This is a genomic window from Acidovorax sp. IB03 (assembly GCF_016406015.1).
Taxonomy (GTDB): Bacteria; Pseudomonadota; Gammaproteobacteria; order Burkholderiales; family Burkholderiaceae_C; genus Acidovorax; species Acidovorax temperans.
In genome coordinates this window covers 38,308-51,489 of sequence record NZ_JAEFCH010000007.1, presented here as the reverse complement: position 1 = coordinate 51,489, position 13,182 = coordinate 38,308, and the positions used below count along the sequence as shown (strand labels likewise).

Below are 13,182 nucleotides of genomic sequence, written 5' to 3'. Positions count from 1 at the left end.
CGTTCCGCTCAATCCTTTTCTAGCCGCATCATGTTGAGCACCACCGAACAAAACATCCCGCCCGCCGATACCGCTGTCCCGCAGGAAGATGTGGACGCGAGCAACATGGCCGTCATTGCGCGCCAGGCGATCGTGGACCACAACCGTGCGGTCTACGGTTACGAGTTGTTCGACCGTTCCACCGCATCGGATGCCCACACCGCCGCCAGCGATGCCGCGCTGCTGTTCAATGCCCTGTCGTACGCTGGCACCGAAGCCCTGGTGGGCAAGAAAACGGTGTTCATCAACTGCACGCACGAGAGCTTGGCGGGCGGCCACCTGGAACTGATCCACCCCGAAAAGGTGGTACTGGAAGTGCCCCCACTGCCCGACACCGCCACACAGGAAGAAATCGACCAGCGCGTGCCCGTGCTGCAGGCTTTGTGCGAACGCGGCTTTCGCCTGGCGCTGAACCAGAACGCCTTGCGCAAGCCCTACGCCAGCTGGATGCCCCTGGCCTCCTTCATCAAGCTGGACTTGCAGACCTTCAAGCCCGAGCTGGCAGGCCCGCTGGTGAAGTTTGCAAGCCAATACGCCAAGGCCACGCTGGTGGCTGAAAAGGTGGAAACCGCCGAGCAGTTCCAGATGATGTCGGACCTGGGCGTGAAACTGTTCCAGGGCTTCTGGTTTGCCAAGTCCTCCCTGGTCAAAGCCACCACCATCCGCCCTTCGCAAGCCACCATCATTCAGCTCATCAACCTGGTGCGCAAACAGGCGGACACCAGCGAGATCGAAGACCTGCTCAAGAAAGACCCCACCCTGTCTTTCAACCTGCTGCGCTTCATCAACTCCTCGGGGTTTGGCCTGTCGTGCGAAGTGACTTCCTTCCGCCACGCGGTGATGATCCTGGGCCTCAAGAAGCTGTTCCGCTGGGCGGCGCTGCTCATGACCACCTCACGCGATGGAGCCCCTCCTGCCGTGGGCCAGACCGCCGTGGTGCGCGGACGCCTGATGGAGCTGCTGGCGGCCGAATTGCTGCCCCCGGAAGAATGCGACAACGCCTTCGTGGTGGGCGTGTTCTCGCTGCTCGACACCATGCTGAACGTGCCGCTGGAAAAGGCCCTCGAATCCGTGGCCCTGCCCCAGCCGGTGACAGATGCCCTGCTGCACGGCACCGGCGTGTTCGCGCCCTTCCTGGAGTTGACCAAAGCCTGTGAATCTGGCGATGACGTGACGTTTGCCCGCATGGCCGACGAACTGCATCTATCGAACCGCCAGGTCAACTGGGCCCACTTGCAGGCGCTGGCCTGGGCCGAAGACTTGAACGCAGACTGACCGAGCATCTCCCCCAACAAATCAAAAAGGGCTCCGAGCAACGGAGCCCTTTTTGCTTGCGGGGTGCAACACGGCCCCCATCCAAACGCAGGTCTCAGCCGCGCGGGTGGTGCTGCGCATGCAGCGCCTTGAGCCGCTCCCGCGCCACGTGGGTGTAGATGGTGGTGGTGGAGATATCGGCATGCCCCAGCAACAGTTGCACCACGCGCAAATCCGCCCCGTGGTTGAGCAGGTGGGTGGCAAAGGCGTGGCGCAGCGTGTGCGGCGACAGGGGCACGGTGATGCCCGCCACCTGTGCCCACTTTTTCACAATCACCCAGAACATCACGCGCGTCATGCCCTCGCCGCGATGGGTCACGAACAGGTCGTCCGTCTGCTGCCCGGCCAGGATGGCGCCGCGCGCCTCTTGCAGGTAGCGCTGCAGCCAACTGCGCGCTTCTTCGCCAAAAGGCACCAGACGCTCCTTATTGCCTTTGCCCATCACGCGCAGCACGCCTTCATTCAGCCCCACCTGAAAGGTCTTGAGCGTGACCAGTTCCGTCACGCGCAGGCCGCTGGCATACATCAGCTCCAGCATGGTGCGGTCGCGCAGGCCCAGTGGATTGCCCAGGTCAGGCGCGCTGAGCAAGGCCTCCACATGGGCCTGCGACAGGGTTTTGGGCACCCGCAGAGGCTGGCGTGCGGCCTGCAGGCGCAGGGTCGGGTCCTGGGTGATGCGGCGTTCGCGTAAGGCCCAGTGAAAGTACCTGCGCAGCACCGTCAGACGCCGGTTGGCCGAGGTGGCCCGCGTTTGCGCATGGCGGGCGGCAAAGTAGCCGCTCAGGTGCATTTCGGCTGTGGCGTCCAGCGCCAGCGGGGGCTGCTGCTGTGCCAGCCACTGTGCGTAGAGCGTGAGGTCACGGCGGTACGCCGCCAGGGTGTTGCGCGAGAGGCCGTCCTCCAGCCACAGGGCATCTACAAAGGTATCGATCGCGCGCAGGCTGTCTTCAAGCATCCAAAAACGATAGCACGCCCACAGTACGCGCCATGAAAAAAAGCCGCGCAGGCCAGGCCCGCGCGGCTTTGCTTCAGTGCAGTGCTTAGTCGAGCGTGAGCTTTTGCTTGGCTACCACGTCTTTATAGACGCTGAACTCGGCCTTGATCTGTTCAGCAAACTGCTCGGGCGTGTTGCCCACCACGATGGAGCCGGTGTCCTCGATGCGCTTTTTCACGGCCGGGTCTTCCAGCGCCTTGCGCACGGCAGCGTTCACCTTGTCCACCACCTCCTTGGGCAAGCCCTTGGGGCCCACGATGCCGTAGTAGGCCATGCGGTTCACCGGCTCCAGCCCCACCTCCTTGAAGGTGGGCACGTTGGGCAGCGCTGCCACGCGCTGGGGTGCGGCCACCACGATGGGCACCAGGCGGTTTTCCTTGATGAAGGGCAGCGCCGAAGGCAGGTTGTCAAAAATCATGGGCACCTGGCCCGCCACCGTGTCATTCAGGGCGGGGCCTGCACCCCGGTAGGGGATGTGCGTCACGAACGTACCGGTCAGGCTCTTATACAGCTCCATCTGCAGGTGGCCGATGCCGCCGGTGCCCGAAGACGAGTACGAGTACTTGCCTGCGGACTTCTTCAGCTCAGCCACAAAGCCCTTGTAGTCCTTGGCCGGAAAGCTGGGGTGCACCGCAATGATGTTGGGCGTGGCCGCGATGTTGATGATGGGCGTGAAGTCCGTCAGCGGGTTGTAGGGCGTCTTGGGGTTGATGGCCGGGTTGGCCGCTGTGGTGGAAACCGTGGCAATGCCCAGCGTGTAGCCGTCCGGGGCTGACTTGGCCGTTTCATTGGCGCCCACGATGCCACCGCCACCCGCCTTGTTTTCAACGATCACGCTCTGGCCCAGGGCCTTGCCCAGCGGGTCGGCGATCACGCGGGCAATGATGTCGGTGGTGCCGCCGGGTGCAAAGGGCACCTGCAGCTTGATGATTTTGTTCGGGTAGGCTTGTGCGGCTGCAGATCCTGCAGCAGTGGCCAGTACCAGCGCGATCCAGTGGCGACGGTCCATCGATTTCTCCTTGTGGGGTTTTCGTACGTCTGCAATGTTATGCGAATGTTTTTCCGGCAGGTCCTAGGGATTTCGCACAGAGACCCGGGGCATACGCGCCGGTGCGTGGTGCCCGATGCAGCAGCCGGCTGATAGCCTGCCAGCCCACCCGGGGCAGGCGCTTCAGGTATTCTCGAAACGTGAATTACGCCCAGCTCCTGCTTCCAGATTTCTCCCTCATCCTGTTCGGTTACCTGCTGTGCCGGTACACCCCCCTGAACCGATCGATCTGGCAACCCGTCGAGAGCCTGGTGTATTACTTGCTGTTTCCGGTGTTGCTGTTCCAGTCCATCGTCAAAAGCCCGATTGACGTGGGCGCTGCATCCAGCCTGATGGCGGCGGGGCTGCTCTCGGGCGTGGCGGGCATTGCGCTGGCGTATTCGCTGCCCTACTGGCCCTGGCTGGGCTCGCACATGGAGCGCCGCGACCATGCCGCCAGCGCACAGGTGGCGTTCCGCTTCAATTCGTTCATTGGCCTGGCAATTGCCGAGCGCCTGGCAGGCGCGCAAGGCTTGCTGATGATTGCCGTGCTGATTGGCGTGTGCGTGCCGCTGTTCAACGTGGCCGCCGTGTGGCCCATGGCACGCCACGGCGGCCAGGGCTTTGTGCGCGAACTGCTGCGCAATCCGCTCATCATCGCCACGGCGTCGGGCCTGGTGGCCAACCTGCTGGGCTTTCGCATACCGGGGTGGATGGAGCCCACGGTGAGCCGCATCAGCGCATCATCGCTGGCCCTGGGGTTGATGGCGGCAGGCGCGGGCATGCAGTTTGGGCTGCTGGGCCGCAGCCGCCTGCTCACGGTGTCGGTCCTGTCCATTCGCCACCTGATTCAACCGCTGATTGCCTGGGGCATGGCGCATTGGTTCCAGCTCGACGCCGTGCAAACCACGGTGCTGCTGGCCTTCTCGGCCCTGCCCACGGCGTCCACCTGCTACGTGCTGGCGGCGCGCATGGGCTACAACGGGCCCTATGTGGCCGGGCTCGTCACGCTGTCTACCGTGCTAGGGGTGGCCAGCCTGCCATTCGCACTGGGATTTTTGCGATGAAACCGACCATGCAACGACGCGCCTTGCTGGGTGCCCTGGTTCTGCTGGCAGCGGGCGCAGGGCTGCCCGGCTGCAGCCGAAAGCCTGCCACCCAGCCTGTGCCTGCAGGGGCCACCGTGCTGGCGCTGGGCGATTCGCTGACTTCGGGCGTTGGGGCATCGGCCGACGCCGCCTACCCCACCCTGCTGGCAGCCCGCACCGGCTGGAACGTGATCAACGCAGGCGTTTCTGGCAACACCTCGGCCCAGGCGCTGGAGCGGCTGCCCGCCCTGCTGCAAGAGCACCGGCCCGCGCTGGTGATCGTGAGCATCGGCGGCAATGACTTTTTGCGGCGCCTGCCGCTCGAAACCACGCGCACCAACCTTCGCCGCATTGGCGAGCAGGCGCGTGCCAGCGGCGCGCAGGTGTTGCTGGTGGCTGGGCCCGGGCTGTCGCTCATGGCGGCGGCGGGCCACCTGAGCGACCACGAGGTGTATGCAGAGACAGCCAAGGCGCTGAAGATTCCGCTGCATGCCTATGGCTGGTCTACCGTGCTGGCAGACGCCCGCTTGCGCGCCGACAGCGTGCATGCCAATGCGGCCGGTTACGCGCGTTTTACCGATGGGCTGGTGCAGACGCTGCAAAGCACCGGATTGCTATCAAAAAAGTAGCTGCCAGCGCTTATCCATCAAGCGCTATAGCCTGATTTCACCTCAAACTGCCAGCGCCCAGGCCACATGTTCACGCACCAGCTCGCTCGGGTCTTGCACGCGTGACTGCAGGGCGCCGCGCAGCTCAGCGCTGTCAGCCTGCCGCAGTGCGTTGCCCAGCGCCACGGCCACGTTGCGTAACCAGCGCTCGTGGCCGATGCGGCGAATGGGGCCGCCCTCGGTCATGCGCAAAAAGGTGGGCTCGTCCCACGCAAACAGGTGCACCAGCTGCTGGCCCGACAAGCCCTTGCGCTCGTCAAAATCAGGCAGGCGGCTGACCTGGGCGAACTTGTTCCAGGGGCACACCAGCTGGCAATCGTCGCAGCCGTAAATGCGGTTGCCCATCAGGGGGCGCAATTCCAGCGGAATGGGGCCAGCGTATTCAATGGTCAGGTAAGAGATGCAACGCCGTGCATCCACACGGTGGGGCGCCACGATGGCCTGCGTGGGGCAGGCATCGATGCAGGCGCTGCAGCTGCCGCAGTGGGCGGTGACGGGCTCGGTGGCAGGCAAGGCCATGTCCACGTAGATCTCACCCAAAAAAAAGGTGGAGCCCGCCTCGCGGTTGAGCACCAGCGTGTGCTTGCCGCGCCAGCCCTGGCCGCTGCGGGCGGCCAGCTCGGCCTCCAGCACCGGGGCTGAATCGGTGAACACCCGGTGGCCAAAAGGCCCCACCGCTTCGGCAATGCGGTCGCTGAGTTTTTGCAGGCGGGCACGCAATACCTTGTGATAATCGCGCCCCCTGGCGTACATCGAGACAATGCCTTCTGCGGGGCGCTGCAGGCGCTGCAGCTCCATGGCCTGCCAGCCGCCCGCATGGGCCACAGCGGGGGCGCTGTCCCGGTCGCGGGGCAGGTAGTCCATGCGCGCGGTGATCACGCTCACGGTGCCGGGCACCAGCTCGGCCGGGCGGGCGCGCTTCAGGCCGTGGGCGGCCATGTAATGCATGTCACCATGGAACCCTTGCGCCAGCCACTGCATCAATCCCGGTTCTGACGCAGACAAATCCACCCCGGCCACGCCGATTTGGGAGAATCCCAGCTCGCGGGCCCACTCCTGAATTTGAGGAACGAGTTGACTGTTGCACCACATACCGGCCAGATTGTAGAAAGCCCCGGCACAGCCCAGGCCACCACCACCTGGCGCAGCGAGGACGACACCGCCGCCTGGGCCCAGCGGCTGGCCGCACAGCCTGCGCTGACCAACGCGTTCATCACCCTGCACGGCGACCTGGGCGCGGGCAAAACCACGCTGGTGCGCCATCTGCTGCGCGCGCTGGGTGTGCAAGGCCGCATCAAGAGCCCCACCTACGCCGTGGTGGAGCCGCACGAGACCGCCGGTCTGTCCATTTGGCACTTCGACTTCTACCGCTTCGACGACCCGCGCGAGTGGGAAGACGCGGGCTTTCGGGACATCTTTGCCAGCCCCGGGCTCAAGCTGGCAGAATGGCCAGAAAAGGCTGCAGCGCTTACTCCGCCTGCAGACCTTGCTATACACATTGAAGCAATGGACGAAACCGAAAGGCAAGTCACCCTGCGTGCAGGCACCGCCACCGGCCGCAGCCTGCTCCAAGGATTGAGCGCATGACCGCTGACGCACACCCCGCCCGCCCACCGCGCGCGCCCAGCCGGCGCAGCCTCTTGCAAGCCGGCAGCCTGGTGCTGCTGCTGGGCACGCAGCAGATTGCGCGCGGCGCCAGCATCCTGGCCGTGCGGGTGTGGCCAGCGCCCGAATATTCGCGCGTCACCATCGAGTCAGACACCAAGCTGGTGGCCAAGCAGTTTTTCGTGACCACCCCGCCCCGGCTGGCGGTGGACATCGAAGGCATTGACCTGAGCCCCGAGCTGCGCGAACTGGTCGCCAAGGTCAAGCCCGACGATCCGAACATTGCCGGCATCCGCGTGGGGCAAAACGCCCCTGGCGTGGTGCGACTGGTGGTCGATTTGAAGCAGGCCGCACAGCCCCAGGTGTTCACCCTGCCGCCCATCGCGGCCTACCAGCACCGCCTGGTGTTCGACCTGTACCCGGCAGAGCCGGTGGACCCGCTCGAAGCCCTGATTGCCGAGCGCTTGCGCGACACCACACCCGCAGCGCCCACAGCAGGCGCCACCACAGCCCAGCCCGCCAAGCCGCACGAACCGGCCGACCCCCTGGGCGACCTGATTGCCCAGCACGCCCACCGCCCCGGGCCCAGCGCCACCCCCACCCCGGCCGCGCCTACCCCGGCGGCTCCGCCCGTGGCGGCCAACCGCCCGGGTGGCCGGGCCACAGCCACCCAAACCGACCGCATCATCATCGTGGCGCTGGACCCCGGCCATGGCGGTGAAGACCCCGGCGCCATCGGCCCGGCGGGCACGCGCGAAAAAGACGTGGTGCTGCGCGTGGCCCACCTGCTGCGCGACCGCATCAACGCCACCACCGTGGGCGGCAACCCCATGCGCGCGTTTCTGACCCGCGACGGCGACTACTTCGTGCCCCTGGGCACGCGGGTGGAAAAAGCGCGGCGCGTGCAGGCCGATCTGTTCGTCAGCATCCATGCCGATGCCTTCACCACCCCCGCCGCGCGCGGTGCCAGCGTGTTTGCGCTGAGCCAAAGCGGCGCATCCAGCACGGCCGCACGCTGGCTGGCCAACAAGGAAAACCAGGCCGACCTGGTGGGTGGCCTGAACGTGCAGAGCAAAGACCGCCATGTGCAGCGCGCCCTGCTGGACATGAGCACCACCGCGCAGATCAACGACAGCCTGGCCCTGGGCACCGTGCTGCTGGGCGAGATTGGCAACATCGGCCGGCTGCACAAGCCCCGCGTGGAACAAGCGGGCTTTGCCGTGCTCAAGGCACCCGACATTCCCAGCGTGCTGGTAGAGACTGCCTTCATCAGCAACCCCGAAGAAGAAGCCCGCCTGCGCAGCAGCGCCTACCAGCAGCAGCTGGCCGATGCGCTGATGCGCGGCATCACCCGCTACTTCGCCAAGAACCCGCCGCTGGCACGCAGCCGGTCGGTGTGAGGTTTGAACCTGTTCACGATCCTTTCGGGCACCGTGAACAGGACCTCGCTGGCGCAAAGAACTGCCAGGTTAAGACGCCAGACGGAAAACGCTCACCACCTCGGCCAGCTTGGCCGCCTGGTGGCGCAGGCTGTCGGCAGCGGCGGCGCTTTGTTCCACCAACGCAGCGTTTTGCTGGGTCACCTGGTCCAGCTGGGTGACGGCTTCGCCCACCTGGCCGATGCCGGTGGTCTGCTCGCTCGTGGCGCTGGAGATTTCGCCAATCAGGTCGCTCACGCGCTGCACCTGGGCCACGATGCCCTCCATGCTGCGCCCGGCCTCGCTCACCAGCTGGGTGCCGTTTTCCACTTTCTCGACGCTGGCGCCGATCAGGGTCTTGATCTCGCGGGCGGCATCGGCCGAGCGTTGGGCCAGGCTGCGCACCTCGATGGCCACCACCGCAAAGCCCCGCCCCTGCTCGCCTGCGCGGGCGGCCTCCACGGCAGCGTTCAGCGCCAGGATGTTGGTCTGGAAGGCAATGCCGTCAATCACGGAAATGATGTCGGTGATCTTGCGCGAGGCAGCGGAGATTTCTTCCATGGGGCTCACCACCTGCGCCACCACTTCGCCGCCCTGCACGGCCGCGCGTGAGGCCTCGCCCGCCAACGCGGCCGCCTTGTGTGCGGTATCGGCATTGTTCTTGACGGTGCTGGTCAGCTCTTCCATCGACGCGGCAGTTTCTTCCAGGTTGCTGGCCTGTTCTTCCGTGCGCTGGCTCAGGTCAGCATTGCCCGTCGCAATCTCGCTGGAGCCGGTGGCAATGCTGTCGCTGCTCAGGCGCACCTCGCCCACGATACGCACCAGCGAGGCCTGCATCTGCTGCATGGCCAGCATCATCTCGGCCACCTCGCCCCGGCCACTCACCTGCACAGGGCGGGACAAGTCGCCCTCGCCGATACGGCGCGCCACGCCGCTGACTTCGCTGAGCGACTGGCGGATGCGCGCCACCAGCACCCAGGACAGCACCACCAGCAACGCCAGCCCCGCCACACCGGCCACCACCACCGCCATGCGGTACGAGCGGATGAGCGCATTGGCCTCAGCCGCCTGGGCTTCCGAGCGCTCAATCTGGTAGGCCACCATCTTGTCGGCCACGGCGTTGTAGCGGTCTACCACTGGCGCAAACTCCTTCAAGGCAAAGTCCCTGGCCTGCGCCACGTCGCCCGCCTTCTTCATGGCCAGCGCCTTGTCGCGCGTTTCCAGGTACGACTTGCGCACGGTGGCCAGTTCTTCCTGAATGCGCAGCCCACCGGGGCTTTTCTCCAGCTCGGTGTAGCACCGCTGCACCTTGGTCGTGTCGGCCGTGGTGCTGCCCATCACGTCCTTGAAATAGCCTTGCAAGTCGTCCCCATCGGTTTGTGCGATGGACAGCACCCGCGTGGCGTTCACCGCAATGTTGCTGCGCCAGCGCAGCGCCAGTTGCAGGCGCTCCACCTGTTCGTGGCCCAGTTCTTCCACCGTGGCGCCCAGTTGCTGCACCCGCACCAGGCTCAGCGCCAGGATGACCACCAGGGCCAGCACGGCCACCCCGGCCAGCAGGCTGATCTGCTGGGCAATGGTCAGCCGGTTGAGCCCCTGGGCGGGATGAGAGGTGTGTTCAGACATGTAGCACTTTCCCTTCTTGTTGTAGGCCGGTTCATCCGCGTGACGCACTCCTTGACGTGTGCACCAGCCCGGTCGGGCCCTGATGATTTCGTGAAGCAACCCAAGCCACGATGAACCTCTGCCGGTGCGGTGACAAGCCCATCCCACCCCCGTGTTCACCCCAATTCCTACAGAAGCGCAAGCCCAGGGCTGACACCGCACCGGGCGGCAGCGATTCACAGTGAAGCCATGGGCCAGACCACCGGCTGCCAAACGCGAAGGCACTGGCCCACCTCCACTTGCGAAAGGAACACACCATGCTGCAAACACGTCATCTCATCGGGGCCACGGCCCTGGTTGCTGCCCTGGCCATGGGCGGCTGCGCGTCCAACCCCACCAATGCACAAATCGGCACGGGGGTAGGTGCCGCCGCTGGCGGCCTGGTGGGCAATGCGGTTTTTGGCGGCACGCTGGGCACCGTGGGTGGTGCCGCAGCGGGCGCACTGATCGGCCACGAAATTGGCGAAGACAAGGACCAGCGCCGCGCGCCGCGCCGATAAGCAGACTACAAGCAAAAAGAGCTGCTAGCGCTTATCCCAAAAGCGCTAGCAGCTCTTAATTCAATAGCAAACTCAGGACTGTGCAGGCTGGTTGCGCCCCGCCTTCCAGGCTCCGGCAATCGCAATCAGGCCCGGCACCAGGATCAGCGCCCAGATGATCTTGTCCAGGTTTTCCTTCACCCAAGGCAGGTTGCCAAAGAAGTAGCCTGCCGTGGCAATGCCTAGCACCCACAACAATGCACCGCCCACGTTGTAGGCCGTGAATTTGGTGCGGCTCATTTCCGCCACGCCCGCCACAAAGGGCGCAAAGGTGCGAATGAACGGCATGAAACGCGCAATGACGATGGTGATGCCGCCATAGCGCTCGTAAAAGTCATGCGCCTGGTTAAACGCGCGCTTGTTGAACCAGCGCGAGTCTTCCCACTGGAAGACCTTGGGGCCAAAGTAACGCCCGATGGTGTAGTTGCACTGGTCGCCCAGGATAGCCGCCACGATGAGCACCACGCACGCCAGCGGAAAGTTCATCAGGCCCGCACCGCACAGCGCGCCCACGATGAACAGCAACGAATCCCCCGGCAGAAAGGGCATCACCACCACGCCGGTTTCCACAAACACGATCAGGAACAGCAGCGCGTACACCCACATGCCGTAGCTCTGCACGAACGCCTCCAGGTATTTGTCTACGTGCAGAATGAAATCGATCAGAAAGGTCACTATTTCCATGAACGGGCCTTGCGTGGCTGGGGTGAGGAGGTTGAAAGCAGCGCGCATTATCCCCATCACCCTGCTATCAAATCCCCATGGGGCCGACGCCTAAAATCTGGCGGGTGAACCCAACCCAGCCCACCTCCGAAGTCTCCGCGCCCGAAGCATCCCTGCCCGGCACGCGCCGCCCGATCCGCGACCTGCCTGACGAACTCATCAGCCAGATTGCCGCTGGCGAAGTCGTGGAGCGCCCCGCCTCGGTGGTGCGCGAGCTGGTGGACAACGCGCTGGACGCGGGGGCCACGCAAATCACCGTGCGACTGCTGGCCGGTGGCGTGCGCCTGATTGCGGTGGAAGACGACGGCCTGGGCATTCCGCCCGAAGAGCTGCCCGTGGCACTGCGCCGCCACGCCACCAGCAAGATCACCAATCTGCACGACCTGGAAACCGTGGCCACCATGGGCTTTCGGGGCGAGGCACTAGCGGCCATCAGCTCGGTATCGGAGATGGCCCTGCTCTCGCGCCCGCCCACGCAGGCCAGCGCCTTTTTGCTGGACGCGCGCAGCGGCGAGCTGCGCCCCGCCGCGCGCAGCCAGGGCACGACGGTGGAAGTGAAAGAGCTGTTCTTCTCCACCCCCGCCCGCCGCAAGTTCCTGAAAACCGATGCGACCGAGCTGGCGCACTGCATTGAATCCGTGCGCCGCCACGCGCTGGCGCGGCCCGATGTGGGCTTTGCCATCTGGCACGAAGGCAAGCTGGTGGAGCAGTGGCGCGCCACCTTTGTGCCCGGCGAAGGCAACCCGCAAGACGCACTGGCCCGCCGCCTGTCGGACGTGCTGGGCGAGGACTTCGTCACCCAGTCGGTCGCCGTGCAGCACCGCGTGGGGCCCGTCACGGTCACCGGCCGCGCAGGCTTGCCCGACGCCGCCCGTTCGCGGCCTGACCACCAATACTGCTACGTCAACGGCCGCTTTGTGCGCGACAAGGTGCTCACCCACGCCGCCCGCGCCGCCTATGAGGACGTGCTGCACGGCCACAAGCAGCCCATCTACGCGCTGTATGTCGAGATCGACCCCGCCCGCGTGGACGTGAACGTGCACCCCACCAAGATCGAAGTGCGCTTTCGCGACAGCCGCGAGGTGCACCAGGCCGTGCGCCATGCGGTGGAAAACGCTCTGGCTGCGCCCCGCGCAGCCTTGGCAGCGGCCCAGGCAGCACATGCTGCTGGTGCGCCAGCCGCCACCGCACCGCACCCTCAAGGTTTAGAGCGAAAACAGCCTGTAGCGCCCATGTGGCAAGCGCAAGCTGCTATGAAATTTGAAGACCGAGGCCACCGCGTGCAAGACCTGCAGGCCCTGTGGTCACCCCGCGAGATAACCCCCAGCGTGCCGGACGCTGCGCTGGGCGGGCTCTGGGCCCCTTCTGCACAGCCTGCGGGGGTTCCGTCTGCAGAAGCCAGCCCCAGCGCAGCGGCCCCAACGCCCAATGCCGCGAACAGCGCCGTGGACGATGCGACACGCGCCGATGCCATGGTGTGGCCCGAGCAGCGCAGCGACAACGCATCCACCTGGCCCCTGGGCCGCGCCGTGGCCCAGTTGCATGGCATCTACATCCTGGCCGAAAACGCCCAGGGTATGGTGGTGGTGGACATGCACGCGGCCCACGAACGCATCGTGTACGAACGCCTCAAATCCCAGGTGGACAGCGGCGCCCGCATTGCCAGCCAGCCGCTGCTGATCCCCGCCACCTTTGCCGCCACCCCGCAGGAAGTGGCCACGGCCGAGGAATCCACCGACGTGCTGGCCCTGCTGGGCATGGAGGTGGTCCCCTTCTCGCCCAAGACCCTGGCCGTGCGCGCCGTGCCCACTACGCTGGCCCACGGCAACCCTGTGGAACTGGCCCGCAGCGTGCTGGCCGAGCTGGCCGCCCACGACGCCACCACCGTGGTGCAACGCGCCCGCAATGAAATCCTGGCCACCATGGCCTGCCACGGCGCGGTGCGGGCCAACCGCAAGCTCACGCTGGACGAGATGAACGCCCTGCTGCGGCAGATGGAAACCACGGATCGGTCCGACCAGTGCAACCACGGCCGCCCCACCTGGCGGCAGCTCACGATGAAAGAGCTGGACGGGCTGTTTTTGCGCGGGCGCTGAGCTCCA

12 protein-coding genes are annotated in these 13,182 nt (G+C 65.6%); 7 read left to right on the top strand and 5 right to left on the bottom strand.

What is annotated here, in order from left to right:
- The first annotated feature begins 30 nt into the window (after positions 1 to 30).
- On the top strand, positions 31 to 1,314 hold the full coding sequence (locus tag IHV84_RS05880; RefSeq protein WP_198846194.1) for an EAL and HDOD domain-containing protein: 1,284 nt from the start codon (positions 31 to 33) through the stop codon (positions 1,312 to 1,314).
- 94 nt (positions 1,315 to 1,408) lie between these two features.
- Here the strand turns inward: IHV84_RS05880 and xerD are convergent, their stop codons facing one another.
- Positions 1,409 to 2,308: a site-specific tyrosine recombinase XerD gene (gene xerD, locus IHV84_RS05875; RefSeq protein WP_066693714.1), complete on the bottom strand. Its 900-nt coding sequence runs from the start codon at positions 2,306 to 2,308 to the stop codon at positions 1,409 to 1,411.
- Positions 2,309 to 2,393: 85 nt separating this feature from the next.
- Positions 2,394 to 3,356 carry a tripartite tricarboxylate transporter substrate binding protein BugE gene (locus IHV84_RS05870; protein ID WP_198846193.1) on the bottom strand — a complete coding sequence of 321 codons (963 nt, stop codon included), beginning with the start codon at positions 3,354 to 3,356 and terminating at the stop codon, positions 2,394 to 2,396.
- Positions 3,357 to 3,535: 179 nt separating this feature from the next.
- On the opposite strand from IHV84_RS05870, the gene IHV84_RS05865 reads away from it, so the two are divergent.
- Both IHV84_RS05865 and IHV84_RS05860 read left to right on the top strand, forming a co-directional pair.
- Complete coding sequence (locus IHV84_RS05865) at positions 3,536 to 4,441, top strand: AEC family transporter (protein ID WP_198846192.1); 906 nt, start codon at positions 3,536 to 3,538, stop codon at positions 4,439 to 4,441.
- Positions 4,442 to 4,449: 8 nt separating this feature from the next.
- Positions 4,450 to 5,091 carry a GDSL-type esterase/lipase family protein gene (locus tag IHV84_RS05860; protein WP_233099812.1) on the top strand — a complete coding sequence of 214 codons (642 nt, stop codon included), beginning with the start codon at positions 4,450 to 4,452 and terminating at the stop codon, positions 5,089 to 5,091.
- A gap of 42 nt (positions 5,092 to 5,133) precedes the next feature.
- On the opposite strand, the gene queG is transcribed toward IHV84_RS05860, so the two are convergent.
- On the bottom strand, positions 5,134 to 6,222 hold the full coding sequence (gene queG, locus IHV84_RS05855; protein ID WP_233099810.1) for a tRNA epoxyqueuosine(34) reductase QueG: 1,089 nt from the start codon (positions 6,220 to 6,222) through the stop codon (positions 5,134 to 5,136).
- Here queG and tsaE point away from each other — a divergent pair.
- Entirely contained in the window at positions 6,205 to 6,717 is a 513-nt protein-coding gene (tsaE, locus tag IHV84_RS05850) for a tRNA (adenosine(37)-N6)-threonylcarbamoyltransferase complex ATPase subunit type 1 TsaE (protein ID WP_198846190.1), read from the top strand. The genes queG and tsaE overlap by 18 nt on opposite strands.
- A complete protein-coding gene (locus tag IHV84_RS05845; RefSeq protein WP_198846189.1) occupies positions 6,714 to 8,135 on the top strand; it encodes an N-acetylmuramoyl-L-alanine amidase in 1,422 nt (473 codons plus the stop codon). The genes tsaE and IHV84_RS05845 overlap by 4 nt, the downstream gene beginning before the upstream one ends.
- 69 nt (positions 8,136 to 8,204) lie before the next feature.
- On the opposite strand, the gene IHV84_RS05840 is transcribed toward IHV84_RS05845, so the two are convergent.
- Entirely contained in the window at positions 8,205 to 9,779 is a 1,575-nt protein-coding gene (locus IHV84_RS05840; RefSeq protein ID WP_198846188.1) for a methyl-accepting chemotaxis protein, read from the bottom strand.
- A gap of 296 nt (positions 9,780 to 10,075) precedes the next feature.
- On the opposite strand from IHV84_RS05840, the gene IHV84_RS05835 reads away from it, so the two are divergent.
- Complete coding sequence (locus IHV84_RS05835) at positions 10,076 to 10,318, top strand: glycine zipper 2TM domain-containing protein (RefSeq protein ID WP_044401408.1); 243 nt, start codon at positions 10,076 to 10,078, stop codon at positions 10,316 to 10,318.
- A 72-nt stretch (positions 10,319 to 10,390) separates the two neighbouring features.
- Here the strand turns inward: IHV84_RS05835 and IHV84_RS05830 are convergent, their stop codons facing one another.
- Positions 10,391 to 11,041 carry a DedA family protein gene (locus IHV84_RS05830; protein ID WP_066696275.1) on the bottom strand — a complete coding sequence of 217 codons (651 nt, stop codon included), beginning with the start codon at positions 11,039 to 11,041 and terminating at the stop codon, positions 10,391 to 10,393.
- 104 nt (positions 11,042 to 11,145) lie between these two features.
- On the opposite strand from IHV84_RS05830, the gene mutL reads away from it, so the two are divergent.
- Complete coding sequence (gene mutL / locus IHV84_RS05825) at positions 11,146 to 13,176, top strand: DNA mismatch repair endonuclease MutL (RefSeq protein ID WP_370541206.1); 2,031 nt, start codon at positions 11,146 to 11,148, stop codon at positions 13,174 to 13,176.
- Positions 13,177 to 13,182 lie beyond the last annotated feature (6 nt).